Annotated in this window: 24 protein-coding genes; 13 read left to right on the top strand and 11 right to left on the bottom strand. The window is 71.2% G+C overall.

The window, feature by feature from the left end; genetic code table 11:
- Positions 1-13: 13 nt before the first annotated feature.
- Entirely contained in the window at positions 14-673 is a 660-nt protein-coding gene (thiE, locus tag ACX114_RS11920; RefSeq protein ID WP_459297684.1) for a thiamine phosphate synthase, read from the bottom strand.
- A 92-nt stretch (positions 674-765) separates the two neighbouring features.
- Here thiE and ACX114_RS11915 point away from each other — a divergent pair, with 92 nt between their 5' ends.
- The 3 genes from ACX114_RS11915 to ACX114_RS11905 are packed head-to-tail and all read left to right on the top strand — an operon-like array spanning position 766 to position 2,017.
- Positions 766-1,050, top strand: a complete 285-nt coding sequence (locus ACX114_RS11915) for a hypothetical protein (RefSeq protein WP_459297682.1) — start codon at positions 766-768, stop codon at positions 1,048-1,050.
- Entirely contained in the window at positions 1,047-1,358 is a 312-nt protein-coding gene (locus ACX114_RS11910; protein WP_120556071.1) for a DUF1844 domain-containing protein, read from the top strand. Before ACX114_RS11915 ends, ACX114_RS11910 begins: the two co-directional genes overlap by 4 nt.
- The gene (locus ACX114_RS11905; RefSeq protein ID WP_459297680.1) at positions 1,355-2,017 is read left to right on the top strand and encodes a hypothetical protein; all 663 of its coding nucleotides are present in this window, start codon (positions 1,355-1,357) and stop codon (positions 2,015-2,017) included. Before ACX114_RS11910 ends, ACX114_RS11905 begins: the two co-directional genes overlap by 4 nt.
- Before the next feature lie 51 nt (positions 2,018-2,068).
- Here the strand turns inward: ACX114_RS11905 and ACX114_RS11900 are convergent, their stop codons facing one another.
- Entirely contained in the window at positions 2,069-2,614 is a 546-nt protein-coding gene (locus tag ACX114_RS11900; RefSeq protein WP_459297678.1) for a hypothetical protein, read from the bottom strand.
- A gap of 228 nt (positions 2,615-2,842) precedes the next feature.
- On the opposite strand from ACX114_RS11900, the gene clpB reads away from it, so the two are divergent.
- Entirely contained in the window at positions 2,843-5,467 is a 2,625-nt protein-coding gene (clpB, locus tag ACX114_RS11895) for an ATP-dependent chaperone ClpB (RefSeq protein WP_459297676.1), read from the top strand.
- Between the two features lie 70 nt (positions 5,468-5,537).
- Here the strand turns inward: clpB and ACX114_RS11890 are convergent, their stop codons facing one another.
- From ACX114_RS11890 to ACX114_RS11880, 3 genes are read right to left on the bottom strand one after another with little or no spacing between them, the layout of a single operon-like run.
- The gene (locus tag ACX114_RS11890; protein ID WP_459297674.1) at positions 5,538-6,278 is read right to left on the bottom strand and encodes a glutathione S-transferase C-terminal domain-containing protein; all 741 of its coding nucleotides are present in this window, start codon (positions 6,276-6,278) and stop codon (positions 5,538-5,540) included.
- 31 nt (positions 6,279-6,309) lie between these two features.
- Complete coding sequence (locus ACX114_RS11885; RefSeq protein ID WP_459297672.1) at positions 6,310-9,468, bottom strand: protein kinase domain-containing protein; 3,159 nt, start codon at positions 9,466-9,468, stop codon at positions 6,310-6,312.
- An 8-nt stretch (positions 9,469-9,476) separates the two neighbouring features.
- Positions 9,477-10,277 carry an RNA polymerase subunit sigma-70 gene (locus ACX114_RS11880; protein ID WP_459297670.1) on the bottom strand — a complete coding sequence of 267 codons (801 nt, stop codon included), beginning with the start codon at positions 10,275-10,277 and terminating at the stop codon, positions 9,477-9,479.
- 270 nt (positions 10,278-10,547) lie between these two features.
- Here ACX114_RS11880 and ACX114_RS11875 point away from each other — a divergent pair, with 270 nt between their 5' ends.
- Entirely contained in the window at positions 10,548-11,246 is a 699-nt protein-coding gene (locus tag ACX114_RS11875; RefSeq protein WP_459297668.1) for an NADPH-dependent F420 reductase, read from the top strand.
- A 45-nt stretch (positions 11,247-11,291) separates the two neighbouring features.
- Positions 11,292-11,816: a 2'-5' RNA ligase family protein gene (locus tag ACX114_RS11870; protein WP_459297666.1), complete on the top strand. Its 525-nt coding sequence runs from the start codon at positions 11,292-11,294 to the stop codon at positions 11,814-11,816.
- On the opposite strand, the gene ACX114_RS11865 is transcribed toward ACX114_RS11870, so the two are convergent.
- Entirely contained in the window at positions 11,797-12,216 is a 420-nt protein-coding gene (locus ACX114_RS11865) for an arginine repressor (RefSeq protein ID WP_459297664.1), read from the bottom strand. The genes ACX114_RS11870 and ACX114_RS11865 overlap by 20 nt on opposite strands.
- 180 nt (positions 12,217-12,396) lie before the next feature.
- Between ACX114_RS11865 and ACX114_RS11860 the strand changes: the two genes are divergently transcribed.
- The 7 genes from ACX114_RS11860 to argC all read left to right on the top strand — a co-directional run bounded on the left by ACX114_RS11860 (position 12,397) and on the right by argC (position 20,159).
- Positions 12,397-13,401 (top strand): N-acetylornithine carbamoyltransferase, encoded by a 1,005-nt coding sequence (locus ACX114_RS11860; RefSeq protein ID WP_459297662.1) that lies wholly within the window; start codon positions 12,397-12,399, stop codon positions 13,399-13,401.
- A gap of 61 nt (positions 13,402-13,462) precedes the next feature.
- On the top strand, positions 13,463-14,389 hold the full coding sequence (gene argB, locus ACX114_RS11855) for an acetylglutamate kinase (protein ID WP_459297660.1): 927 nt from the start codon (positions 13,463-13,465) through the stop codon (positions 14,387-14,389).
- On the top strand, positions 14,386-15,456 hold the full coding sequence (locus ACX114_RS11850; RefSeq protein WP_459297658.1) for a M20/M25/M40 family metallo-hydrolase: 1,071 nt from the start codon (positions 14,386-14,388) through the stop codon (positions 15,454-15,456). The genes argB and ACX114_RS11850 overlap by 4 nt, the downstream gene beginning before the upstream one ends.
- Entirely contained in the window at positions 15,449-16,798 is a 1,350-nt protein-coding gene (gene argH, locus ACX114_RS11845) for an argininosuccinate lyase (protein WP_459297656.1), read from the top strand. Before ACX114_RS11850 ends, argH begins: the two co-directional genes overlap by 8 nt.
- 40 nt (positions 16,799-16,838) lie before the next feature.
- A complete protein-coding gene (gene argG / locus ACX114_RS11840) occupies positions 16,839-18,026 on the top strand; it encodes an argininosuccinate synthase (protein WP_459297654.1) in 1,188 nt (395 codons plus the stop codon).
- A gap of 4 nt (positions 18,027-18,030) precedes the next feature.
- Complete coding sequence (locus tag ACX114_RS11835) at positions 18,031-19,092, top strand: hypothetical protein (RefSeq protein ID WP_459297652.1); 1,062 nt, start codon at positions 18,031-18,033, stop codon at positions 19,090-19,092.
- On the top strand, positions 19,089-20,159 hold the full coding sequence (argC, locus tag ACX114_RS11830; RefSeq protein WP_459297650.1) for an N-acetyl-gamma-glutamyl-phosphate reductase: 1,071 nt from the start codon (positions 19,089-19,091) through the stop codon (positions 20,157-20,159). The genes ACX114_RS11835 and argC overlap by 4 nt, the downstream gene beginning before the upstream one ends.
- 166 nt (positions 20,160-20,325) lie before the next feature.
- Here the strand turns inward: argC and ACX114_RS11825 are convergent, their stop codons facing one another.
- From ACX114_RS11825 to ACX114_RS11805, 5 genes are read right to left on the bottom strand one after another with little or no spacing between them, the layout of a single operon-like run.
- Positions 20,326-21,042: a hypothetical protein gene (locus tag ACX114_RS11825; protein ID WP_459297648.1), complete on the bottom strand. Its 717-nt coding sequence runs from the start codon at positions 21,040-21,042 to the stop codon at positions 20,326-20,328.
- A gap of 22 nt (positions 21,043-21,064) precedes the next feature.
- Positions 21,065-21,865, bottom strand: coding sequence for a tRNA pseudouridine(38-40) synthase TruA (gene truA, locus ACX114_RS11820; protein ID WP_459297646.1), 801 nt, complete (start codon positions 21,863-21,865; stop codon positions 21,065-21,067).
- Positions 21,866-21,887: 22 nt separating this feature from the next.
- A complete protein-coding gene (locus tag ACX114_RS11815; protein ID WP_459297644.1) occupies positions 21,888-23,108 on the bottom strand; it encodes a serine/threonine protein kinase in 1,221 nt (406 codons plus the stop codon).
- Positions 23,109-23,141: 33 nt separating this feature from the next.
- The gene (locus ACX114_RS11810; RefSeq protein WP_459297642.1) at positions 23,142-24,128 is read right to left on the bottom strand and encodes a class I SAM-dependent rRNA methyltransferase; all 987 of its coding nucleotides are present in this window, start codon (positions 24,126-24,128) and stop codon (positions 23,142-23,144) included.
- Between the two features lie 14 nt (positions 24,129-24,142).
- Positions 24,143-25,471: an amidohydrolase family protein gene (locus ACX114_RS11805; protein WP_459297640.1), complete on the bottom strand. Its 1,329-nt coding sequence runs from the start codon at positions 25,469-25,471 to the stop codon at positions 24,143-24,145.
- Positions 25,472-25,561 lie beyond the last annotated feature (90 nt).

The raw sequence follows: 25,561 nt of genomic DNA, 5'->3' as shown, positions 1-25,561 counted from the left end.
GGGGTACCGCCTCTTAGAGGCCAGTCCCCCGCGCGCTGTCAAACGCCGCCGAAAGCTGACGCACGCGCTCGGCGATGTCCTGGGCGAGCAGGGCGTCGGACACCACCGCCGCGCCGTGCGCCCCCGTCGCCGCCACGCTCGCGATGTTGGACAGGCCCACGCCGCCAATGCCCACCACCGGCAGCGGGCTCTGGGCCACCACCCGCCGGAAGGCCTCCAGCCCCAGCACCGGCGCCGCCACCACCTTCGTCGTCGTGCCGAACAGCGGCCCCACGCCCACGTAGTCCGCTCCCGCCGCCCGGGCCGCCTTCGCCCCTTCCGTCCCGCGCGCCGTCACGCCCACGTACCGGCCCGCGCCCAGCAGCTCCCGCGCCGCCTCCGGAGGCAGGTCCTCGTCCCCCACGTGCACCCCGTGCGCGTCCGACAGGAGCGCCAGGTCCACCCGGTCGTTGATGAGGCACACCGCGCCCGCCCGCCGGCACAGCGCCACCACCGCCCGGGCCGCCGCCAGGGCCTCCCGGGGAGGGGTGTGCTTCATGCGCAGTTGGAGCACCCGGGCACCGCCTTCGAGCAGGCGCCCGGCCTTGTCCACCAGGGGCAGCTCCGGGCGGATGCTGTCGTCGCACAGCAGGTAGGGGCCTTGGGGAAGCGGGGGGCGGGGCGAGACGTTCATCGGTTTCCGGGACTGGGACACCAGCGTTGACAGGCGCCCCTCCTGCTATAAGGTGCCGCGCTGTTTTCCAAGCAATTCCGAGGATTTGAATCATGGCCGATGGCATCAACCCGAAGCACCTCGACAAGCGCACCGCCGAGCGCTACCAGCGCAGCGGCCAGGTGGACGAGGACGCCTACAAGAAGCACCTCGAGGAGCTGCCGGACGTGGCCGACAAGGCCGTCCCCATCGACACGCAGATGGACGGCGACATCGACGACGACTTCGATGACGAGGACGAGGACGACACGGACGACGACGCCTCCGACGAGGACGACGCGGACGAGTCCGACGACGCCGACGAGCCGGCCGACGAAGAGGACAAGGCGTCCGAATGAGCCCTTCGGAGAAGCGGGGTGAGACCTTCGTGATGACGGGGGAAGCGAGCCCCGCCTCCGAGGAGTCCCTGTCGTTCAGCACCTTCATCGTCGGACTGGGTTCCGCCGTCCTCATCCACCTGGGTGGGGCGCCGAACCCGGAGACGGGCCGCATGGAGAAGGACCTGCCCTCGGCCCGGCAGAACCTGGACCTCCTGGCGATGCTCCGCGAGAAGACGCGCGGCAACCTCACCGCGGAGGAGGAGAAGCTGGTGGACAACCTCCTGTCCGACCTTCGCATGCGCTACGTGGAGGCAAGCCGGAAGTGAAGCCTCCTGAAGTCACCCGCCCGGGGGGGTTGCCCCGGGGTGTGCGGATCGCCGCCGGGCTGTGCCTGATGCTCTCCACCCTGACGGGGTTCCTCGCCTGCAGCGAGGCCTCCGTCATGATGAACTTCGAGGCCCACCGCGAAGCGCAGCGGGAGCACACCCCCACCCTGACCTTGCTGGGCAAGGACCCCGCCGTCACCCAGGCCATCATGGAGGCGCAGCTGTCCGCGCTCTCCCCCATGCGCGAGTCCCGCGCCCTGGTGCTGACCGGGCTGACGGTGGCCTGCACCCTGCTCTTCTTCGCCTCCAGCCGCATGCTGCGCTCCCCGGACGGCATCCCCCGGGACGGCTTCCGGCAGATGATCGGCGGCGCGGGCATCTTCGCCGCGCTGATGCGCACCATCGACGGGGCCCAGTGGACCGTCGTGGCCCGCCACACCAGCCAGGCCATGGTGGAGGGGCTCAAGGGCCTGCCGGAGTTCCAGGACCCGGCCACGGCGCAGCAGCTCTACGCGCTCGTCCCGTCCCTGATGACCCTCACCGCGGTGGTGCCCACGGTGCTCGTCGCCGGCGGCTTCGCGGTGCTCGCCCAGTACTTCCGCAGCGAGGGCGTGCGAGACGCCATCGTCACGCTCGACGGACCGACGGAAGACCCCTGAAGTCCGAGCAGGGCTGACGCGGCGCGGCGAGGGAAGGCCGGCCGTGCTGCTTCAGCCCGCGTCCGACTCCGCGCGCGGCAGCGCGGGCCCCAGCAGCAGCGCCTCCAGGGCGGCCATCGCGTCGGCTTCGGAGACGGCGGCCGTGCCCTCCAGCGGCAGCACGCGGGCCAGCGGGGCCTGGGGGATGCGCAGGAGCTCGTCCCGCGTCAGGCCGAACACGTACGCCAGGTGCCCCATGGGCCAGCGGGACTGGAGCCGGGCGAAGGCCTCGTCATCCAGCTCCTCCAGGGGACACGGCAGCTCCGCGTCCTCGTACACCACCTTCTCTCCACCCACCCGGCGGCCGTTGCCGTAGGCGATGACCTCTTCGCCCTCGTCCGCGTCGTACACGTAGGCGTGCACGGTGGCGTTGGCGGCGGCGGACAGGAGGCGGGCCAGGGCATGGTGCGCCGCGTACCAGTGGGCGCCCTGCCTTCCTTGCGAGAAGGGCCCCAGGAAGGCCAGGCGCACCACCTTGCGGCGGCGGTTGATGGTGACGCGCAGCGCCGTGGCGGCCGGCACGCTGTCCATCGACAGGGCCTCCCGGGCCAGACGCACGAGCGCCAACCCGGAGAAGGTGTCGAGTCGAACGAGATAGCCGCCGTGCGCGTCCAGAGTGAAGCCCCCGAGGATGGGCGCCGCCTATAACCGACCCCCCCACCCCCTGGCAACTTCGCCACCACGCTTTCCCGGCCGCTTCCAGCGGCTCAAAGTATTCCGGGGAAAACGCAGGGCATACGGGCAGTGTCGCCTTGCCAAGGGGTCCCTGACCCTTACGTTGAGGTCATGCGACTCGACAAATACACGGTGAAGGCGCAGGAGGCGATCCAGGAGGGTCAGTCCCTGGCCCGCCGGGCCGACAATCCCCACTACGAGCCGGAGCACCTCGCCGCGGCACTGCTGGGGCAGAAGGACGGCATCGTCGACCCCCTGCTTCGCAAGATTGGCGTGGACGTGAAGCTGTTCGCGGGCCGGCTGGGCGAAGCGCTCCAGAAGCTCCCGCGCATCCAGGGCGGCGAGAGCGCCATGCTCAGCCAGCGCCTGATGAAGACCTTCGACAAGGCCGAGGACGAGGCCAAGGCGCTGAAGGACGAGTTCACCTCCTCCGAACACCTGCTGCTCGCGCTGACCCAGGACAAGGGCGCCGTCGGCGAGGCCATGAAGTCCTCCGGCGTGACGCGCGAGCGCGTGCAGGCGGGCCTCAAGGAAGTGCGTGGCTCCTCGCGCGTGACGAGCGCGGACGCGGAGTCCACCTACCAGGCGCTGGAGAAATACGGCCGCGACCTCACGGAGGCCGCGCGCAGCGGCAAGCTGGACCCCGTCATCGGCCGCGACGAGGAGATCCGCCGCTGCATCCAGGTCTTGAGCCGCCGCACCAAGAACAACCCGGTGCTCATCGGTGAGCCGGGCGTGGGCAAGACGGCCATCGCCGAAGGCCTGGCCCGCCGCATCGTGGACGGCGACGTGCCGGAGGGCTTGAAGAACAAGCGCCTCATCACGCTGGACCTGGGCTCCATGGTGGCCGGCGCCAAGTACCGCGGCGAGTTCGAGGAGCGCCTCAAGGCGGTCCTCAAGGAGGTCGCGGACGCGGCGGGGGAAATCATCCTCTTCATCGACGAGATGCACACGCTCGTGGGCGCCGGGAAGGCCGAGGGCGCCATGGACGCGGGCAACATGCTCAAGCCGGCGCTCGCGCGCGGCGAGCTGCACTGCATTGGCGCGACGACGCTGGACGAGTACCGCAAGCACATTGAAAAGGACGCCGCGCTGGAGCGCCGCTTCCAGCCGGTGTTCGTGGGCGAGCCCACGGTGCACGACACCATCAGCATCCTGCGTGGCCTGAAGGAGCGCTACGAGGTGCACCACGGCGTGCGCATCCAGGACTCCGCGCTCGTCGCGGCGGCCACGCTCAGCCACCGGTACATCGCGGACCGCTTCCTGCCGGACAAGGCCATCGACCTGGTCGACGAGGCCTCCAGCCGCCTGCGCATCGAAATCGACTCCATGCCCACGGAGATCGACGACATCCGCCGCAAGGTGACGCAGCTCGAAATCGAGCGCGAGGGCCTGCGCAAGGAGACCGACCCGCACTCGCGTGAGCGCCTGACCACCATCGAGAAGGAGCTCGCGAACCTGAACGAGAAGTTCAACTCGCTCAAGGCCCACTGGGACGAGGAGAAGAAGGCCATCGCGGCGCTGCGCTCGCTCAAGGAGAAGCAGGAGAAGGCGCGCAACGACCAGGCCGCGGCCGAGCGCCAGGGCGACCTGAACCGCGCGGCGGAGCTGAAGTTCGGCGTCATCCCGGGCCTGGAGAAGGAAGTCGCCGCGCAGAACGAGAAGCTGGCGGAGCTCCAGAAGAACCAGAAGTTCCTCAAGGAGGAGGTGGACTCCGAGGACATCGCCTCCGTGGTGGCCAAGTGGACGGGCATCCCGGTCTCCAAGTTGATGGAGGGCGAGATGCAGAAGCTGGTCAAGATGGAGGACCGGCTCGCGGACCGCGTGATTGGCCAGCGCAGCGCGATTGAAGCCGTGTCCAACGCCGTGCGCCGCGCGCGCAGCGGGCTGCAGGACCCGAACCGCCCCATCGGTTCGTTCATCTTCCTGGGCCCCACGGGCGTGGGCAAGACGGAGACGGCCAAGGCGCTGGCGGAGTTCCTCTTCGACGACGACACGGCCATGGTCCGCATCGACATGTCCGAGTACATGGAGAAGCACGCGGTGTCCCGGCTCGTGGGCGCGCCTCCGGGCTACGTGGGCTACGAGGAGGGCGGCCAGCTGACGGAGGCCGTGCGCCGCAGGCCGTACACGGTGGTGCTCTTCGACGAGATCGAGAAGGCCCACCACGACGTGTTCAACATCCTGCTCCAGATTCTCGACGAGGGCCGGGTGACGGACAGCCAGGGCCGCACGGTGGACTTCCGCAACACGGTGCTCATCCTCACGTCGAACATCGGCTCGCAGGCCATCCAGGAGGGCATGGCGGGCACGGACACGCTCAACGAGAAGACGCGCGGCGAGGTGATGGAAGCGCTGCGCGGCCACTTCCGGCCGGAGTTCCTCAACCGCGTGGATGAGATCGTCGTCTTCGAGCCGCTGCGCAAGAAGGACATCTACCGCATCGTGGACATCCAGCTGGGCCGGCTCCAGAAGCTGCTCCAGGCCAAGCGCCTCACGCTGGACCTCACGGACAGCGCGCGGGAGCTTTTGGCGGAGCGCGGCTACGACCCGACCTACGGTGCCCGGCCGCTGAAGCGCGCGGTGCAGAAGTACCTGCTGGATCCGCTCGCGCTCAAGGTGCTGAACGGCGAGTTCGCGCCGGGCGAGCACATCCAGGCGGACGCGGGCCCCGACGGGCTCACCTTCGCCAAGGTGCTGGTGGACAACTCGAAGGGTGTGAAGCAGGCGGGGTAGCCAGCCTCAAGCACCGGTGATTCACACGGCGGGCCGCCTTCCCTCACCGGGAGGCGGCCCGGGGTGTTTTTCAGGTGCGGCGGTGCTTGTCGTAGAGCGCGTCGCGCCACGCGAGCAGGTCCGGGAAGCGGGCGGCGAGCCCCGCATGGGTCCACACCTCGCGCGTGCCCGGCCCCATGGGCAGGTGCCGGTCCGCGGGCGGCCCCAGGAGCACGAGCATCGCGGCGGTGGTGATGTCCGCGTAGGTGAAGCCCTCGCCCAGCAGGTAGGGCCGGCCGCCCAGCGCGGCGCGCAGCTTCTCGTAGGAGGGGGCGACGGCGGCCTCGATGGCCTCTGGCGAGGTGTCCGCCACCTGGTGCTTCTTCACCACGAAGCGCATGCCCAGGCGCGCGGAGGGCGCGAACACCGGGCGCAGCCAGCCGGGGACGAACTTCGGCAGCATCTCCGCCTGGGCGCGGGCGTTCGTCAGCATGCGCGGCATGGCGTAGGCGCGCGCCAGGTCCAGCACGTGTTCGCTGATGTCGTTCCACGCGGTGATGGCGTCCACCTGCGCGGCCGGGAAGAGCGGGCTGCCCTGCCCCACCCCTTCCGCGTGCTTCGCGATGGCGAACGAGCCGTGCGTGGCCGGCTGGGGCGGATCCACGAGCAGCGGCACGGAGGGCTTCACGCCGGGCGCCACCTGCTTGCGCAGCCAGCGCTCCTGGATGAGGGGGACGTAGTCCTGGTAGCGGTAGGCGACGCGGTGGTGGTCCAACGCCCAGCGGGCCTTCTCCGTCCAGCCCGACGAGCTCAGTCCAACGAGGGTTCGCATAGGGAGCGGGACCCTAGCAGCCCCGCGCGCCTCAGCGCTCCCGCAGGAACGCGTCCAGTTCGGGGAGCTTGAGCAGCCGGGGCTCGGCGGTGGAGAGCACGGCGTCGCGGGCGGCGGTGGCCAGGGCGCGGGCCCGCTCCGGCTCGGCGTGGGCCTTGCGCAGCGCGCGGGCCAGGACGAAGCGGATGTTGGCCATCTCCAGGGGCGGGGCCGCCGTCTGGCCCCAGGCCTCCAGGGAGCGCTCCGCCCACCCGCGGGCTTCGTCCAGTTCGCCCCGCTCCAGGGACAGCTCGGCCATCATCTCCTCCATCTCCATGGGAGGCCGGGTCTCCGCGCCCGCGAGCTTGTGGTGCAGGGTCAGGAGCTCTCGCGCCACGTCCCGGGCCTCGTTGAGCTGCTTCGCCCGGGTGAGGGCCACGGCCAGGACGCGCAGCGATTCTCCCAGCTCGGTCTCCCCCTTCAGCTCCCGCACGATGGCCACGGAGCGCTTCGCCGCCGCGACGGCACGCTCGGTCTGTCCCAGTCGCATCCAGGCCTCCGCCTGGCAGCGCGACACTGACGCGAAGGCGGGATCGCTGCGGCCATCGGCTCGGGCCGCCACCACCTCCTCTTCCATCTCCTGGAGCAGCACCTGCGCGTCCGCCACCCGGCTCTGGTACATGAGGATCTGCGACAGGTTGGTGCCCGAGCGGATCCGGAAGATGGAGCCCTTGGGGAACAGCTGCTTGTAGATGGCCCGGGCCTCCAGCATGCGGCGCTCGGACTCCTCGTAGCGGCCCATGCGGAAGGCCGCCGCGCTCAGGTTCGAGCGCAGGCCGGCGACGTAGCGCTGGGGCTGGTGGTCCGGGCCGTAGATGCGCTCGTAGCGGCGCAGGGTCTCCAGGAAGGCCGCATGCCCCTCCTCGTAGCGCCGCAGCTCCATCAGGGTCCCGCCCATGTTGTTGAGGGTGATGGCGACCTTCGGGTGGTCCGGGCCGTAGGCGGCCTCCAGCACGTTCCTGGCGCGCTGGATGGTGGCGAGCGCCTCCTCCGCGCGCCCCATCGAGCGCTGGGTGGAGGCCAGCGTGAGCAGCGCGCGGGCGAGCCTTGGCGAGTCACGGCCGTGCAGCCGTTCCTGGAGCGCGAGCGCCTGCTGGATCACGGGCAGCGCCTCCGACGAGCGCGACTGCTGCTCCAGCGAGTTGCCCTCGTACGCGAGCAGTTGGGACTCCAGCTCCAGGTTGCCCCCGGAGCGCTCCAGGAGCGAGCGGGCCTCGTCGGCGTGGGCCTTGGCCTGCTCCGGACGCTGGGTCACCTCGCCGTCGACGAAGACCTGGTGGACGACGGCCTCCGCGGCGCGCAGGTCGTCGCGGCCCGCCAGCGACGCCAGCATCGCGCGGCGCAGCGCGGGTCCCGCGGCCTCCTCGCGCAGGAAGGCGCGGGCCTCGCCTTCGATGAGCAGGGCCTCGCCCAACAGCGGCTTGTAGCCCAGGGCCTCCGCCTCCTTCACGATGGGGGCGACGCGGTCCACGGCGTCCTGCCACCGGTCCGCGCCCAGGCGGGCCCGTGCGTCGTCCAGCTTCGCGTAGGCGGCCTTCACGCGAGCCGCGACCTCGGGCCGCTCTGGTGGGGGCACCGGCTGGGACAAGGCCTCCACGTCCGCGCAGCGCGACAGCGGGCTCAGCGCCTGCGCGGCTTCTGGAGCGCTGGCCACGCCCACGCGGTCCGCGGAGAAGAGCACCTCCGTGAGCGAGGTCAGCTCACGGCGGCGGCGCTCCAGGCAGTTGTTGCGCAGGTCCAGCACCGCGGTGGATTGGGTGCCGTGTTCGTGCGTGGCCAGGCATGCATCACGGCGGCTGTCATTCCAACCGGAGGCAAAGGCGTCCAGCGTCCGGGCGGTGGCCTCATGGGCGGCGACGGCGTCCGGAGCGCCCGTGGCCTGGAAGGCCTTGAGCAGCGCCGCCTTGCGGTCCGCGTCCCAGATGCCCTGGAGCCGCGTGGGGTCATCCGCGCAGGGAGACGGGCCTCGCGCGAACACCACCGCCGCCGCGATGGCGAACAGGCCCGCGCCCACGCCCGCCGCCACCCTCTTCGCGCCAGTGCGTGGGAAGGCCGCGCGCTCCAGAGCGTCGAGCAGGACCGTCATGGAGGGATGGCGGGCCGCGGGATCCGCTGACAGCCCACGCACGATGAGCGCGTGCACGGCTCGCGGGACGTTGCTCCGGTTCGACAGGCCGCCTGACTCCGAGGCGGAGGGCTTCTGTCCGTGCAGCCCTTCGTACAGCGAGACGCAGAAGGCGTACTGATCCGACCGCGCGTCGGCGGGGGCGCCCGTGAGCACCTCCGGCGCGATGTAGCCGGGAGTGCCCGCGACGCTGGTGACCAGCGGAGCCCCCTTCGGCGACGCGGCGTCTCCCGAGGTGTTCCTGGGAGACGCGGCCTTGCCAGGCGCCAGCGCGGGGCTGGCCGTGTCAGGGCCCACGTCCCCGGCGGACTCCAGGCGGGCCAGACCGAAGTCCGTCACGCGGGCGCGGCCCTCCTTGTCCACGAGCACGTTGTCCGGCTTGAAGTCCCGGTGCACCACGCCCGCCGCGTGCGCCGCCGCGAGCCCCCTGCCCGCCTGGACGTACAGCCGCACCACGTCGCGCCAGGGCCTGTCGGCGGCCTGGAGGAACTGGCGCAGCGTGCCGCCGTCCACCAGCTCCATGGCGATGAAGACGACGTCTCCGAACGTCCCCACGTCGTGCACGGCGACGACGTGCGGGTGACGCGTGCGCGCGGCGGCCTGGGCCTCGCGCAGCAGCCGCTCCGTCATCCCCTGGGAGCCGCCCGAGGAAGGCGGCGCGCGCAGCAGCTTCAGGCCAATGCGCCGGTCGAGGCTGGGGTCATACGCCGCATGGACGACGCCCATGCCTCCCGCGCCCAGCCGCTCCAGCACCACGTAGCGCCCCAGCAGCGTTCCCTGCGCCACCTGGGGGATGCGCGGCCTGACGGAGCGGGTCAGCGGATCCGACAGCATCACCGCGGTGCGCGCGGCGTGCACGTCCGGCGCGGGGGCGGCGCGCACGCGCAGGAACTCCGCCAGGGATTCGCGGCAGGACGCGCAGGTGTCCAGGTGGGCTTCCGCGCGCTCGCGCAGGGACTGCGACGGAATGCCGTCCGCGAGGTCGAGCAGCTCGACCTCGTCGAGGTGGGCGGTGGACTCGGGCATGGAGGGAGTCACCCTTCCTTCAGCAGGGATGCGAGGCTGAGCTCCAGGCTGCCGTCGAGCACGCGCAGCAGACTGTCCAACTGGGAGGTGTCGAGCGCGAGCCGCCGGGCCAGGCCCTGACGGGTGTGCACCAGGAGCGCCTCGCGCGCCTTCGCCATCCACCGCGACACCGTGGAGGCGTGCACCTGGTGCAGCGCGCCCAATGACTCCACGCCCAGGCCCTGCACCAGCCCCATGCGCAGCAGGTTGCGGTCGCGCGGCGAGAGGGAGCCCAGGGCCTCCGCGAAGGCGGCGCGGAAGGCGGGACGGTAGCGGTGGCGGATGTGCTCCAGCTCCGGATCCGCCGCGCCCAGATCCGCGGCGATGAGCGCGTCATCCAGCGGCGTGCTCCGCTCCGGCTTGCGCTTGAGCGACAGCGCGATGCCCAGCGCCACGGCCTCCGTCCACCGCCGCAGCGGTCCCCGGCCCGCGTACTCCGTGAGGCGCGGCGCGCGGCCGCCCTCCTCCACCAGGAGCCGCAGGCGCGTGAGTTGGAGCACCTCGTCCACGAACGCGTCCGAGTCCTCCACGCGGCGCACCGCTCGCCCCGCCGGCACCAGCACGGCCGACTCCAGCGCATCCAGCGCGGCCCGCTGTCCGTCCAGCGCGGCGAGCGCCAGGTACAGGTCCTCGCAGTGCAGCGCGGACAGGGCCTGCGCGAGAGGCTCACCCGAGGGCGTGTGCTGGCCCAGGTGCGCGACGAAGGGACCGGGCTCCAACTGGATGCCGGGCCACGCCGCCTCACAGCGCTCCAGGAGGGAGTCCAGCATGGCCGGGAGCCCCGCCTCCTCCTCGGAGGTCAGGGGTCGCGCGGCCCCCCGGAATGCCGCGACCAGCTCGGATGGATTGTTCGCCATGGCAACGGCCGGGCTCCCAAGGACCGGTCAAGCGGGAATGCTAGCGAATGGGTCCGCCCCTGAGGAAGGCCCCTCCCCGCCCGGGGACGCGACAAACCCGCCAGGTCCCGCGCATCGCGGAAAAAGGTCGGGCATCCGACCGGCGCTTGCCGTCGCGGAATTCACTTCCTGGTGGAGAACGACATGAAGATCGGAATCATTGGCGCGGGGCTGATTGGCGGGACCCTGGCTCGCAGGTGGACGCAGCTGGGCCATGAAGTGTCCATCGCGAACTCACGCGGGCCGGAGACACTGCGCGACCTCGCGAAGGAGACGGGCGCGAAGGCCGTCACTGTCGAAGAGGCGGCGAAGGCGGGCGAGGTCGTCGTCGTGACCATCCCCCAGAAGGCCGTGCCGGACCTGCCGAAGGGCCTGTTCGCGAACGTGCCGAAGGACGTCGTCGTCATCGACACGGGCAACTACTACCCCGTGCGCGACGGGCAGATCGCGGCCCTCCTCGACGGCACGACGGAGAGCGAGTGGGTCGCGAGCCATCTCGGCCGCCCTGTCATCAAGGCCTTCAACAACATCTTCTTCAAGAGCCTCCTGGAGAAGGGCACGCCCAAGGGCACGCCCGGCCGCGTCGCGCTGCCCATCGCCGGGGATCCGCCCGAGCACCGCGCCAAGGTCCTCAAGCTCGTGGAGGAGCTGGGCTTCGACGCCATCGACGCGGGCGGCATCACGGACTCGTGGCGCCAGCAGCCCGGCACGCCGGTCTACACCCACGACCTCGACGCGGCGGGCGTGAAGAAGGCCCTCGCCGAGGCGGAGCGCTCGCGTCTGCCGGAATACCGCAAGAAGGCCGACGACTCGCTGCGGGCCTTCTTCGCTTCGCAGAAGTAGGCCCCTCTTGTGCCCCCGGGGCTTCGGACGGAAGGTGTGCGCCGCATGGCCGCCCTCCCCGAAGCCCCGCTGCTCGTCACCGCCGAGTTGGAGCCGGAAGCCTTCACACGCCTGGACGGCCTGCGCCGCCGCTACTTCCCGCCCGAGCGAAACCTCATCCCGGCGCACGTCTCCCTCTTCCACCACCTGCCCGCGCACGAGCAGGACGCCGTGGAGGCCGCGCTCGAGGTCGTCACCGAGCGCCCCGCGCCCGGCTTGCGCTTCACGAAGTTGCGGAGCCTGGGACGCGGCATGGCGGTGGACGTGGAAGCGCCCGGCCTCGTGCCCGTGCACCGCGAGCTGTCCCGCGCCTACGTGGAGTGGCTCACGCCGCAGGACCGTCAGCCCTTCCGTCCCCACGTCACGCTGATGAACAAGGCCACCGTGGAGGAGGCGAAGGCCGCGCTCGTGGAGCTGGGCGCGGGCTGGTCCGCCTTCGACTCGCACGCCCCCGCGCTCTTGCTCTGGCGCTACCTCGGCGGCCCGTGGGAGTCCGTGCGCCGCTTCCCGTTCACGGGCCGCGCTGGATGAGCTCCTCCACCGCCTCGCGCACGTCCCGCAGGTACGACGGATCCCTCACCGCGATGAAGATGGTGTCGTCACCCGCCACCGTGCCCGCCAGGCCCTCCGGCTCCTCGCGGTCCAGCGCCAGCCCGAAGATCTGCGCGTAGCCGGGCGCCGTCTTCAGCACCAGCATGTTGGGCGGCGCCTCGATGATGGTCACCGACGGCGCGAGCGCCACGGGCGCCGCAGGCGGCTCCGCGCGCTGATAGCGCCCGTTCACCTTCTGCACGCTCAGCTTCTTCAGCCGCCGCGACAGCGTGGACTGGCTGGGCGTGTGCCCCGCCTCTTCGAGCAACGACTGCAGGACGAACTGATCCGGAACGTCCTGCCGGGAGATGAGCTCAAGGATGGCGTCGTCCAGGTTCATTCACGTTCACCATGCATGCGGCTGAATACGCACGCAAGGCGCATGAAAAATCCCAGTGAATGTTCTTGCGCGCTGCGCCGTTCTGCATAATATCCGCGCCTCCTCAACGAATATGCACGAATTCAAGTGCATATTCAGCAGTCCCCATCCATCCGGCGCGGCCGGGGGAGCACGAAGCCCATGAAGCATGTCACCCGCATTCAGGACCTGGGCCCGGAAGGCGTCGAGGCGGTCCTTTCGCAGGCGGCCGCGTGGAAGCAGAAGGATCCGGGCCACATCTTCCCGGGGCAGCTCCTGGGCATGGTGTTCTTCAACCCGTCCCTGCGCACGCGCACGTCCTTCGAGGCGGTGATGCTGCGCGCGGGCGGGCACGCCATCGTGCTCGACGTGGGCTCTGGCGTGTGGAAGCTGGAGGACCGGCCCGGCGCGGTGATGAACGCGGACCGCGCGGAGCACATCAAGGAGGCGTCGCCCGTCCTGTCGCGCTTCGTGGACATGCTCGGCATCCGCACCTTCTCCCAGGGTGGCGGTGACGAGGAGGACGAGGCCGACCCCGTCATCAACGCCTTCCGCAAGTGGGCCACCGTGCCGGTGGTGAGCATGGAGTCCGCGCGCGAGCACCCCTGCCAGGGACTGGCGGACGCGCTCACCCTGCGCGAGACGTTCGGCACCACGAAGAAGCTGCCGGTGACGCTCACCTGGGCGCCGCACATCAAGCCGTTGCCCAAGGCGGTGCCGAACTCGTTCCTGCTGTCCGCGGCGGCCGCGGGCTGCGAGGTGCGCGTGGCGCATCCGCCGGGCTTCGACCTGCACCCGGCCGTGCGCGCGGAGGCGGAGGCGTACGCCAAGGCCACCGGCGGCAGCATCACGTACACGCACGACCAGGACGAGGCGCTGGTGGGCAGCCGCGCCGTGTACGCGAAGTCCTGGGGCCCCACCGCCCAGACGGCAGCCACGCCCACGGACGTGGCGGCGCTGCTCGCGTCGTACTCGGGTTGGATGCCCACGCGCCGGCACATGGCGAAGGCCTCGAAGGACGCGGCCTTCCTCCACTGCCTGCCCGTGCGCCGCAACGTGGAGGTCGCCGACGAGGTGTTGGATCACGCCAGCAGCCGCGTCGTGGACGAAGCGGGCAACCGCTACCACGTGCAGCGCGCCCTCCTGGCCTGGATGCGCGGCGGCTGAGCCTCTAGAAGCCCGCCGCCCCGCTCTTCTTCGTCCCCTTTCGACTTCTCAGAGGTCCACCGTGCCTTTGTCTCCCGACCCGTACGCCGCGCTTCGCAACGCGGCGAAGTACGTGAAGCAGTTCCGCAGCAAGACCTTCGTGGTGAAGCTGGGCGGAGCCGTGCTGACGGATCCGCGCACCCGCAAGACGGCGTGCGAGCAGATCGCCCTGCTGTGGGCCTTCTCCATCCGTCCCGTCGTGGTGCACGGCGGCGGTCCGGAGCTGGACTCGCTCTGTGACGCCCTGCACCTGCCCATCGAGAAGGTGGCCGGCCGCCGCGTCACCTCCGCGCCCGTGCTGGACGCGGCGAAGATGGTGCTGGCGGGCAAGCTGCACACGGACCTGCTCGCGGACCTCCAGGCCGCGGGCGTGCCCGCGGTGGGCCTGTCCGGCGTGGACGCGGGCCTCATCAAGGCGCGCAAGCGCCCGCCCGTGCTGGTGACCGAGCCCGGCGAGACCCAGGGGCGCATGGTGGACTACGGCCTCGTGGGCGACATCGAGTCCGTGGACACGCGTGTCGTGGAGCACCTGCGCTCCGCCGACTACGTGCCCGTCATCGCCCCGCTGTCGGGCGGCCAGGACGGCGCCGTGTACAACACCAACGCGGACACGGTGGCGGCGGCCCTGGCGGCGGCGCTGCACGCGGAGAAGCTCTTCTTCATGGTGGAGGTGCCGGGGCTCCTCAAGGACGTCTCCGACCCCTCGTCGCTCATCTCGCTGGCCACGCTGTCGGACCTGGCGTCCCTGGAGGCCGAGGGCCGGCTCACGGGCGGCATGCGTCCCAAGGCGCACGCCATGCGCCACGCGCTGGTGGGCGGCGTGGGCAGCGTGCACCTGGTGAGCGGCAAGCAGTCCGATGCCCTGTTGGAGGAGGTCTTCACCAACGAGGGCAGCGGCACCATGGTCGTGCGCGAGCACCCGGTGAAGCACGGCGAGGCCAAGGGTTGAACCCCGCCGAGCTGCTCACCGCGCTGGTCGCCACGCCCAGCGTCTCCGGCGACGAGGCCCGCATCGCGGACCTCGTCGCGGGCCATGCGGAGTCCTGGGGTGCCCGCGTGCACCGCCAGGGCCACAACGTGTGGTTCAGCGTGGGCAGCGGGCCGAAGCGCCTGCTCGTGAACTCCCACCTGGACACGGTGAAGCCGTGCGCCGGGTGGAACACGGAGCCGCACGAGGCCGTGTGGAAGGACGACACGCTCTACGGCCTGGGCGCCAACGACGCCAAGGGCTGCGTCACCGCCATGCTCCTCACCGCGAAGGCGTTCCTCGAAGAAGGCGCGCCGAAGGGTGTGGAGTGCGTCTTCGCGCTCACCGCCGAGGAGGAGACGGGCGGCAAGGGGCTGGGGCCGCTGTTGCCCACGCTGGGGCCGCTGGACGCCGCCATCGTGGGAGAGCCCACGTCGCTCAAGCCCTGCACGGCGCAGCGGGGCATGCTGCTCCTGCGCTGCGTGGCGCACGGCAAGAGCGGCCACGTGGCGCACGCGCACACGGGTGGCCTGGGCTCGGAGTCCAACGCCATCCTCAAGGCGGCCCGGGACATCCAGGCCGTGTCCGCGCTGCGATTCCCCGCGCACCCGCTGTTGGGTGAGGCGCGGGCACAGGTGACGCAGGTGTCCGGGGGCCTCGCGCGCAACCAGGTGCCGGACCGGTGCGAGTTCTTCGTGGACCTGCGCACCACGCCGGGCATGGACCACGCGAAGGTGGCGGAGGACGTGGGCCGGGCACTGGAGAGCGAGGTGGTGGTGCACTCCGCGCGCTACCTGCCCAAGGGCACGGATGCGTCGCACCCGCTGGTGCGCGCGGCGGTGGTGGCGTCGGGCCAGGACACGGTGGGCTCCAGCACCACGTCCGACTGGGCGTTCCTGGGAGACCTCCCGGCGGTGAAGGTGGGTCCGGGCGACACGCTCCGGAGCCACCAGGCGAACGAGTACCTCACGCGCGCGGAGCTGGAGGCGGGGCTCGCGTTCTATCGACGACTGCTGCACGGCTATGCCGGGGAGGTGTCGCGTGGCTGAGACATTGTGGGGCAAGGGCCAGCCGCTGGACGCGGCCATCCACGCCTTCACCGTGGGCGACGACCCCGTGGTGGACCTGTCGCTCGTTCCGCACGACGCGCTGGGCAGCGCCGCGCACGCGCGCATGCTCGCGCACGTGGGGCTGCTCGCGCCGGAGGCCGCCGCGTCGCTCGTGGGCGCCCTGCACGCGCTCCATGACGAGGCCCGCGCGGGCCGCTTCACCATCCGCCCGGAGCAGGAGGACGGCCACACCGCGCTGGAGGCCGCGCTCGTGGAGCGCACCGGCGAGGCGGGCAAGCGCATCCACCTGGCGCGCTCGCGCAACGACCAGGTGCTGCTGGCCCTGCGCCTGTTCATGCGCGAGGAGCTGCTCGCGCTGGGTGCGCGCACGGCGGAGCTGGCGGGCACGTTCCTGGACTTCGCGGACGCGCACGCGGACCTGCCCCTGCCCGGCTACACGCACCTGCGCCGCGCGATGCCGTCCACCTTCGGCCTGTGGGGCATGGCGTTCGCCGAAGGGCTGCTGGAGGAGCTGGAGGCGCTGAAGGGCGTGTGGGGGCGGCTCGACCGCTGCCCGCTGGGCGCCGCCGCGGGCTTCGGTGTGCCGCTGCCCATCGACCGTGAATATGTCGCGCGGTTGCTCGGTTTTAGTCGGGTTCAACGCAGCCCCATCGACGCGCAGGACAGTCGGGGGCGGCATGAAGCAGCGCTGCTCACCTGGGCGTGCTCGGTGGCGGGCACTCTGGAGAAGTGGCTTTGGGACGTGCAGCTCTACAGCATGGACGAGTTCGGCTTCCTGGCCCTGCCGGATGCCTTCACGACCGGCTCGTCCATCATGCCGCAGAAGAAGAACCCGGACGTGGTGGAGCTGGCCCGGGGCCGCTGCCGCGAGCTGCGCGGCCTTGCGCACCAGGTGGAGGCGGTGGCCGGCGGTCTTCCCTCCAGCTACCACCGTGACTTCCAACTGCTGAAGCGCCCCACCCTCCAGGCCCTCACCAGCGCCAAGGCGCTGCTGGACGTGCTGGCGCGGCTGGTGCCCGCGCTGAAGGTGAACGCGGAGAAGGCGCGCGCGGCGTGCGACGACACGCTCTACGCCGCGCACCACGCCTACGCGCTCGTGGCCAAGGGCCAGCCCTTCCGCGACGCGTACCGGGAGGTGGGCCGTCAGCTCAACGAAGGCACCTTCCAGCCGGACCGCGGCGCGCTGACGGCCACCCACCTGGGTGGCGCCGGCAACCTGGGCCTCGCCACCGCGCGCGAGGAACTGGCGGATGCGCGCGACTGGCTCACGCGCACCCACGCACAGCAGGCCGAGGCCGCTATCCGCGTCTGGGCCCCCTGAAAGCTTCCTCACCCCCTTTCGCAGCAACAGGAGTCCGAAGATGAGCAAGAAGTCCGTGGTGCTGGCGTTCTCCGGTGGCCTCGATACCGCCTTCTGCACGGTGTACCTGCGCGAGCAGGGCTGGGACGTCACCACCGTCACCGTGGACACGGGCGGCTTCCCGCCCGAGCAGCTGGAGCGCATCCAGGCCCTGTCCCAGAAGCTGGGCGCGGTGGCGCACCACACGGTGGACGCGCGCGACACCCTGTTCCAGGGCTACCTGCGCTTCCTCATCGCCGGCAACGTGCTGCGCGGCCAGCTCTACCCGCTGAGCGTCTCCGCCGAGCGCGCCTGTCAGGCCGTGGAGGCCGTGCGCATGGCGGAGAAGCTGGGCGTGCAGGCCGTGGCCCACGGCAGCACCGGCGCGGGGAATGATCAGGTCCGCTTCGACGTGGCCTTCCGCACGCTCGCGCCGCAGCTGCAGCTCATCACCCCCATCCGCGACCTGGCGCTCTCCCGTCAGCAGGAGATCTCCTTCCTCGCGGAGCGCGGCTTCCACATGCCGGCGAAGACGGGCACGTACTCCGTCAACGAGGGCATGTGGGGCACGTCCGTGGGTGGCCGCGAGACGCTGGACTCGTGGAGCACCCTGCCGGAGGCGGCCTTCCCCGGGGGTGAAATCCCCACCGACCTGAAGCCCCGGCCGCTGATCATCTCCTTCGACAAGGGCGTGCCGGTGGCGCTCGATGGCCAGGCGATGTCCGCGGTGGACGTGGTGGAGAAGCTCAACGCCATCGGCCGTCCGTACGGCATCGGCCGGGGCGTGCACCTGGGCGACACCATCCTGGGCATCAAGGGCCGCGTGGGCTTCGAGGCCCCGGCGGCGCACCTGCTCATCGCGTCGCACCGCGAGCTGGAGAAGCTGGTGCTGTCGGGCAAGCAGCTCTTCTGGAAGGAGACGGTGGGCAACCTGTACGGGTCGCTCTTGCACGAAGGGCACTTCTTCGACCCGGTGGTGAAGGACCTGGAGGCGTTCCTCGCCTCCTCGCAGGACCGCGTGACGGGCGAGGTGAAGCTGGTGCTCACCCCGCGCGCCCACGTCGTGGAAGGCGTGCGTTCGCCGCACTCGCTGATGGACGCGAAGGTGGCCACGTACGGAGAGGCCAACGTGTTGTGGACGGGGACGGAGGCGGCGGGGTTCGCCAAGCTCTACGGCGTCGCGCAGATGCTCTCGCAGAAAGCGAAGTGACGACATGAAGATCCACGTCGACAAGGTGGGAAGTGTCACCCGCAACCTCCAGGTGGGGCGCACGGTGCACCTCACGGATGAGGTGAAGTGCGAGGAAGGCGCCGTCATCGCGGTGCGCATCCACGGGGAGAAGAGCGTCTACAACCAGCTGGAGGACGTGAACGGTCGGCTCGTCACGCTCCACGCGGGCGACATCGTCGTGGGCGCGCTGGGCCACCGCAACGCGCTGCACGGCTACGAGGGCATCGTGCCCGCGTCCGTCACGGTGGGCGACAAGCTCAACATCCTCAACATGGGCGGCGTCATCGGGAAGTGCACGTCGCACAATCCGGGCGTGGGGCCGCCGTTCGAGGCGGAGGTGCTGGGCCAGGTCCTCACCTTCCCGGAGTTCCAGTCGCGCGCGGGCCAGCACGCGCACATCTCCACCGGCGCGCTCAAGGGCACGTCGCGGGCGGTGACGTGCCCGGTGGTGTACGTGGTGGGCACCTGCATGAACGCGGGCAAGACGTACGCGGCCAGCGTGGTGGTGCGGAAGCTCGCCCAGGCGGGCTACCGCGTGGGCGGCGCGAAGCTCACGGGTGTGTCGCTGATGCGGGACACCCTGTCCATGCAGGACAGCGGCGCGGACGTGGTGATGGACTTCACCGACGCGGGCGTCGTGTGCACCGGCGCGCGCACCGCGTCCAAGGTGGCGCGGATCGTCTTCTCGGAGATGGCGGCCCAGGAAGTGGACGTCATCGTCGCGGAGACGGGCGACGGCATCATGGGTGAGTACGGCGTGCAGGCCATCCTGGCGGACCCGGAGCTCAAGGCGCTGGGCGGCGCGTACATCCTGTGCGCGAACGACCCGGTGGGCGCGGCCGGCGGCGTGCGGCACCTGCGCGAGGTGTACGGCATCGAGATGGACATGGTGGCCGGGCCCGCCACGGACAACGCGGTGGGCGTGCGCTTCGTGGAGCAGGTGGTGGGGCTGCCCGCTCGCAACGCGCGCGCGGATCCGAACGCCCTGGGGAATCTCATCGTGGAGAAGCTCGCGCCCAAGCTGGGAGCGGGGAGGAAGTCATGACGTCGCCTGCGCACATCTACATCCTGGGGGCCTCCGGTTTCGGCGGAGGCGAGCTGTTGCGGCTGCTCGCGGGCCACCCCGGCAACGCCGGCATCCGCGTGGTGTCCCGGCACCACGCGGGTTCGCCCATCCATAAGGTGCACCCGCACCTGCGCGGCCTGGTGGATGGCCGCTTCGAGGCGGAGCCGGACTGGCGCTGGCTGGCGGACTCGCCGCGCCCGGTGGTGTTCAGCGCGCTGGGGCACGGCGACCTGGCATCGCAGTTCGCAGGGATGGAGAAGCAGTGGGCGGACGCGGGGCTCGCGGACCGGCTGCTGCTCGTCGACCTGTCGTCCGACTTCCGCCTGGACCACCCGGGCCGGTACGCGGGCGCCTACGGCCGGCCGCACCCGTCGCCGGAGCTGTTGGGCACGTTCACCTACGGCCTCACGGAGTGGAAGCGTGAGCAGGTGAAGACGGCGAAGCGCATCGCCAACCCGGGCTGCTTCGCCACGGCGGTGCAGCTGGCACTCCTGCCCATCGCGGCCACGAAGGGGCTGGGGCTCCTGGCGGTGTCGGGCGTGACGGGCTCGTCCGGCTCCGGCTCGCTGCCGGGCGAGGGTACGCACCACCCGACGCGCGCGCACGACTTCCGCGCGTACAAGCCGTTGGAGCACCAGCACGAGGCGGAGGTGGAGGTGATGCTGGTGGCGCACGGCTCGCAGCGGCACCGGCTGGCCTTCGTGCCGCACTCGGCGCCCATGGTGCGCGGCATCTTCGCCACGGTGCAGTTCGAGTGGCCGGAGCACGGCGGCGCGGTGGTGACGCAGTCGCTGACGGAGACGTACCGCCGCTACTACGAGGGCTCGAAGTTCGTGCGCATCGTGGAGGGCACGCCGCGCGTGGCGGCCGTGACGGGCAGCAACTTCTGCGACATCTCCGTGGCGACGAAGGGCCGCTCCGTGGCGGTGATGGCGGCGCTGGACAACCTGGTGAAGGGCATGGCCGGCCAGGCCGTGCAGAACTTCAACGTGGCCCTCGGCTTCCCCGAGGACACCGGCCTGCGCCAGGCGGCCTGCTACCCGTAGGTCATTGAATGCGAGGCGGCTTCGGCGCCATGCCGGGGCCGCCTCTGTCGTCTGCCGTCATCAAGCCGCGGGCGTCTTCGGCACGTCGCCCGAGGACGCGGTGGCCTCCCCCGCGCTGCTCGCGTCGCCCGTCGGCGCGGTGGCCTCCCCCGCGCTGCTCGCGGCCTCAAGCCGCGGGCGTCTTCGGCACGTCGCCCGAGGACGCGGTGGCCTCTCCCGCGCTGCTCGCGTCGCCCGTCGGCGCGGTGGCGGCAGGTGCCTGCGTCGCAGCGGGATTCCCAGCGGCAGGCGCCTCCTGGGATGCGGCCGGAGCTTCGGCGGCGGCCCCACCCTCGCGCTGCTCCAGCCTCGCGCCGCCAGCCTCGGCCGCCTTGAGGAACTCGTCGTACTCCGACTTGCGGGCGGCGGCCTTCGCCTCGGCTTCCGCGGAGCCCTTCTCGGCGGCGGCGCGGCCCGCGCGGATGGCCCGGGCGCTCAGCAGGATGCCTCCCACGAAGGCCACGATCCGCAACGCCGACGCGAAGCTCCAGCCCGTGGTGAGGCTGTCCATGCCGTCGCGCACGAAGTTGAGCGCGATGACGAATACGCCACCGGACAGCGCGGCTCCCACGGCGGTGGTCCACGTGCGCAGCGCGACGATGCGCGCGGCGCCGTAGCAGAGCGCCGGCAGCACCGCGAGCACCCACAGGTCCTCCAGCACCACCGCCACTGGGATGCGCAGGAAGTCGGACGGCAGCGCGTTCACCCGCGCGTGCAGGCGCAGCACCAGCGACACGCTGAGCATCGCGCCCACCACCAGCGACAGGAATCCCAGTCCGACGATGAACTGGAAGCGCCGGACGCGGACGCGCAGGGGTTCGAGGACACCAGGCTTGGAGCTCACGGCCCGAAAGCCTAGCGCACTCTCACCCTTCGTCCTCTTCCCCGACAGCCGCGTCCCCCGCCGAGCGAGGAGGCGGGCCGTCGCCATAGAAGACCTCCTCCATCACCAGCCCCTGTGGCGGCGCGGTGGCCCCGGCCTGCTTGCGGTCCCGCGAGGCCAGCACCTGGGCCACCCAGGCCTCGGGGCGGCGGCCCTTGCCCACCTCCACCAGCGTGCCCACCAGGTTGCGCACCATGTGCTTGAGGAACGCCGTGCCCTCCACCACGAAGGCCACGGTGTCGCCGGAAGCGCCCTCCACAAGCATCTGCCGGATTTCTCGCACCGGGTGCTTGGCCTGGCAGTCCGCGGCACGGAACGCGGAGAAGTCATGCCGGCCCACGAGCGCCTGCGCCGCGCGGCGCATGGCCTCCACGTCCAGCGGGGCGAACAGCTCCCAGTGCGTCGTGCGCAACAGCGGTGAGCGCGTGCGCCGGTTGCTCACCCGGTAGCGGTAGCGCTTTCCGCGAGACCAGCGGCGCGGGTCGAACTCCGCCGCCACCTCCTCCGCCGCCACCACCGCGATGTCCGGCGGGAGGATGCTGTTGAGGCCCATGGTGTAGGCCTTCATCGGCAGCACGCGCGGCGTGTCGAAGCAGGCCACCTGCCCCGTCGCGTGCACGCCCGCGTCGGTGCGGCCCGCGGAGGCCACGAACACGCGTTCTTCCCCCAGCAGCTTCTGGAGCGCGTCCTGGAGCGTGGACTGGATGGACGGGCCATTGGGCTGCACCTGCCAGCCCACGTACCGGGTGCCTTCGTATTCGAGCGTCAGCTTCAGCCGGGGCATGGGGCGGGCAAGGGCACGCGGTTCAACGCGACTTCAGCCATCCCTCCAGCACGTCCGCCGCGAGCTTCGCCAGGGAGACATTCGCCTTGCGCGCATGCGCCTCCAGCTTCTCGTACAGCGCGGGGTCCAGGGTCAGCGCGAGCAGGCGCGGCTCCGTGGTGGGGAGGTCATCCAGGCGCATGGCCTCCGTGGGCGGGCCATCCACGTTCGCCACCACCTCCGCCACCTCCAGCGCCATCTCCGACGTGGGCGCGGAGGACTGGCGCGTGGACAGGCGCTTCAATTCCTGCGGACGCTCGTCCTCGAAGAGCTGCTTGACGAAGTTGGCCAGGTGCAGCGGCGAGGGCGTGAAGTCGTAGGACTCCAGGAAGGCGTCCAGGTCGCGCTGCATCTCCAGCGCCGTCTGGTAGCGGCGCTCGCGGTCGCGGGCGAGCGCGCGCATCAGGATGGCCTCCACGCGCTCCGGCAGGTCCTCGCGGAAGTACGACGGCGCGTAGATCTTCGCTTCGGTGATGCTGCGCATGACGGCGACGTCGGAGTCGCCGGTGAAGAGCTTGAAGCCGGTGAGCCACTCGTAGAGCACGGTGCCCAGCGAGAAGATGTCGCTGCGGCAGTCCAGCGGCCGGCCCAGGCACTGCTCCGGGGAGAGGTAGCTGAGCTTGCCTTTGATCTCCCCCGAGCGCGTCTCCTCCACCTGGTTGGCGGCCTTGGCGATGCCGAAGTCCAGCACCTTCACCGAGCCGTCGAACGCGACGACGATGTTCTCCGGCGTCACGTCGCGGTGGACGATGTTGAGCGGGTTGCCGTAGCGGTCCTTCTTCTGGTGCGCGTAGTGCAGACCCGCGCAGACGCAGGAGGCGATTTTCAGCGCGTACACCATGGGGAAGGGAATCCCCAGGGACTCGGCCTTGGGCACGACGCGGCGCATGTCGCGGCCGGACACGTACTCCATGGCGATGAAGTAGCTGTCGACGATCTTCCCCAGGTCGTGGATCTGCACGATGTTGGGGTGATTGAGCTGGGCGGCCAGCCGCGCCTCGTTGAGGAACATCTTCACGAAGGCCGCGTGCTTGGACAGATGCGGACGGATGCGCTTGATGACGATGGGCGTCTCGTCACCGCTGGCATCCAACTGGTGCGCGAGGAAGATCTCCGCCATGCCCCCCACGGCGATCCGATCGATGAGCCGGTAGTTGCCGAAGCGGAACGCATCGCGCGGGGGCGAGGAGGCGGCGGGAGCCATGGAAGCAATCTAGCCGCGCCCCACCCGGAGGCGCTAACGAAGTTGGACGACGTGCACCTTGAGTGCCGGTTCCTCACCCGGAGGTGTCGGAAAGTCGAGCCCCGAGGGGCCGAGCGACCCCGCTGTCTTCCCCGCCCTGCCCGCCCGCGTCACGCCTTCCAGCACCATGGCCTCGAACCGGCGCGAGGGCAGTCCCGCCAGGTTGCAGCAGGCGACCAGACGGCCCCCGGGAGCCACCACCTTCGCCGCGGCCTCGGCCAGCCGGGCGTAGTCGCGGGCGGCGGAGAAGCGCGTCGTCTTGGTGGTGGAGAACGAAGGAGGGTCCGCGACCACGACATCGAAGGACTCCCCCTTCTTCGCGAGCCTCCCGAGCCAATCGAAGACATCGCCAGCCACGTAGTCGTAGCGATCCACGGATTGGCCGTTGAGGCGCGCGTTCTCCTCGCCCCACTCCAGGACGCGGCGGCTGGCGTCCATGTTGAGCACGCGCTTCGCGCCCCCTGCCGTCGCGACCACGCCAAAGGCGCAGGTGTACGCGAAGAGGTTGAGGACGGTGAGGCCGGAGGCCTGCGTCTGGAGCCACGCGCGGGTGTCGCGCATGTCCAGGTAGAGGCCCACGGAGAGGCCCTGTCCGGGGCGGATGTGGAAGGACAGGCCGTTCTCCTTCGCGACGAAGTCCTCCACGGGTTCGCCCCGCGCGGCGGACTCCGGAGCGAGCGCGTCCTTCGCCACGTTGGCGAGCACGCGCGCCTCGCGGGGACGGCGCTTCAGGTAGACGCTCCGGGGCGTCCAGGCGGCGACGGCGGCGTCGAGCAGGGTGACCTCCTCGGCGTCGGTCAGGTCGCGGTAGAGGCTGACCACGACGACGTCGCCGAAGAGGTCCGCGGTCACGTCGGGCACGCCGTCCGCGGCGCCGTTCAGCAGGCGGAAGGCGGAGGTGGCGGGGTCCGAGAGCAGCGGACCCCGGCGGGCGCGGGAGGCGCGCAGCAGGTCCACGAGGCGGGGAGGCAGGGCACTCACGCGCCCCTTCTACCCTACGAACCCAGCCGTGCGCGGGACCAGACGCGGGCGAGCGCGGCGGCGGCGTCCCGGGACAGGTCCACGAAGTCATTGCCCACCAGTTGCCCTTCGCGGACGCAGACGCGGCCATCCACGATGGTCCACGCCACGCGGGCGGCGGTGAGCTGCCCCAGGAGGTACGGCGAGTAGCCCGTCTCCGGGTCCGCGGCGGGGATGGCGTCGTAGACGACGAGGTCCGCGATGCTGCCCTCGTCCACGCCGCCCGACGGCTTGCCATACAGGCGGGTGCACAGCTCCGCGGGGCCGCTGACGAACAGGTGCGCCAGCGAGTCATCCAGGTCCGGCATGCGCCCGGAGCGCGCCAGGGACAGCATGCTGACGAGCGCCCCGGCCAGTTCCTCCTGGAGGGTGCCATGGCCGCCGGTGCCCAGGCCCACGAGGTGGAGGCTGGACAGCGCGCCATCGGCGGACTCGGCCGCGCGGTCCATGGAGCGGGTGGCGCGGGGCGTGAGGGCGATGAAGGTGCCGGAGGCGGCGAGCCGTTCGGACTCGGAGCGCTCCACGGCGCGCGGATAGCCGGCGATGGCGTGGGGGCCCAAGAGGCCCAGCGCGTCCAGGCGGGGGACGACGCGGCTGCCGTGCGTGGCGTAGGTGGTGGAGAGGTCGTCCTCGTTCTCCGCCAGGTGGAACACGACGGGCGCGCTCAGCTCCGCGCGAAGCCCCGCGATGCGGGCCAGGAGCGGATCCTCGCAGGTGTAGGACGCGTGGAAGCCGAGCGCGCCACGGACGCGGGGGTGTTCGCGGTAGCGGCGGACGAAGTCGGCGTTGGCGTCCGCCTGGGCGTTGGCCACGTCCGCGCCGTCCAGACTGTGCGTGGAGTGGGACGTGACGAGTCGAAGGCCCAGCGCGTTCGCGGCGCGGGCCTGGGCCTCCAGGGCGCCGGCGACGTCGGAGGGGCACGACAGGTGGTCCACGACGAGGGAGACGCCATCGAGCAGCGCGCGGGCGGCGGCGAAGCGGGTCAGGACCTCCACGTCCTCGGCGGTGAGGAGGTTGGCCACCGAGCGCATGCGCTCCAGGCGCGAGCGGGGCTGGCGCAGGAGGAAGTCGCCATTGGGCGGCAGGAGCTGCCCGTTGACCATGTGCGAGTGACAGTCCACGAGCCCGGGGGCGACGAGCCGGCCGCGACAGGCCACTTCCCAGTCACCGGGGAGCACGGGCACCTCGGCGTCCGGGGCGACGCGGCGGATGATGCCCTCTTCGACCACGACGGCCATGCCGTGGCGGACGCGACCGTCCGCACGGAACACGGCGCAGTTCTTCAGAAGCAGTCGGCCTTCCATGGACATCCCCGTTTTAGCACGGGGTGGGTGGAGGATGAACCCCGTCTCCTAGGAAGAGTCCCCGAAGGGCGGATCCATGCAGGGCGCCGG

This window comes from Corallococcus sp. M7, assembly GCF_054512695.1.
Note: the sequence above shows the minus strand (reverse complement) of the source record. Positions and strands in the feature narration are given on the sequence as shown.

What these genes read in the sequence shown, in the direction of transcription:
- ACX114_RS11890 (WP_459297674.1), bottom strand. Translation starts at nt 6,278, where the DNA reads ATGCGAACCCTCGTTGGACTGAGCTCGTCGGGCTGGACGGAGAAGGCC.
- ACX114_RS11860 (WP_459297662.1), top strand. Translation starts at nt 12,397, where the DNA reads ATGAAGCATGTCACCCGCATTCAGGACCTGGGCCCGGAAGGCGTCGAG.
- ACX114_RS11880 (WP_459297670.1), bottom strand. Translation starts at nt 10,277, where the DNA reads ATGCTGGACTCCCTCCTGGAGCGCTGTGAGGCGGCGTGGCCCGGCATC.
- ACX114_RS11805 (WP_459297640.1), bottom strand. Translation starts at nt 25,471, where the DNA reads ATGGAAGGCCGACTGCTTCTGAAGAACTGCGCCGTGTTCCGTGCGGAC.
- ACX114_RS11875 (WP_459297668.1), top strand. Translation starts at nt 10,548, where the DNA reads ATGAAGATCGGAATCATTGGCGCGGGGCTGATTGGCGGGACCCTGGCT.
- ACX114_RS11865 (WP_459297664.1), bottom strand. Translation starts at nt 12,216, where the DNA reads ATGAACCTGGACGACGCCATCCTTGAGCTCATCTCCCGGCAGGACGTT.
- ACX114_RS11885 (WP_459297672.1), bottom strand. Translation starts at nt 9,468, where the DNA reads ATGCCCGAGTCCACCGCCCACCTCGACGAGGTCGAGCTGCTCGACCTC.
- ACX114_RS11835 (WP_459297652.1), top strand. Translation starts at nt 18,031, where the DNA reads ATGAAGATCCACGTCGACAAGGTGGGAAGTGTCACCCGCAACCTCCAG.
- argC (WP_459297650.1), top strand. Translation starts at nt 19,089, where the DNA reads ATGACGTCGCCTGCGCACATCTACATCCTGGGGGCCTCCGGTTTCGGC.
- ACX114_RS11815 (WP_459297644.1), bottom strand. Translation starts at nt 23,108, where the DNA reads ATGGCTCCCGCCGCCTCCTCGCCCCCGCGCGATGCGTTCCGCTTCGGC.
- clpB (WP_459297676.1), top strand. Translation starts at nt 2,843, where the DNA reads ATGCGACTCGACAAATACACGGTGAAGGCGCAGGAGGCGATCCAGGAG.
- ACX114_RS11915 (WP_459297682.1), top strand. Translation starts at nt 766, where the DNA reads ATGGCCGATGGCATCAACCCGAAGCACCTCGACAAGCGCACCGCCGAG.
- thiE (WP_459297684.1), bottom strand. Translation starts at nt 673, where the DNA reads ATGAACGTCTCGCCCCGCCCCCCGCTTCCCCAAGGCCCCTACCTGCTG.
- ACX114_RS11910 (WP_120556071.1), top strand. Translation starts at nt 1,047, where the DNA reads ATGAGCCCTTCGGAGAAGCGGGGTGAGACCTTCGTGATGACGGGGGAA.
- argG (WP_459297654.1), top strand. Translation starts at nt 16,839, where the DNA reads ATGAGCAAGAAGTCCGTGGTGCTGGCGTTCTCCGGTGGCCTCGATACC.
- ACX114_RS11870 (WP_459297666.1), top strand. Translation starts at nt 11,292, where the DNA reads ATGGCCGCCCTCCCCGAAGCCCCGCTGCTCGTCACCGCCGAGTTGGAG.
- truA (WP_459297646.1), bottom strand. Translation starts at nt 21,865, where the DNA reads ATGCCCCGGCTGAAGCTGACGCTCGAATACGAAGGCACCCGGTACGTG.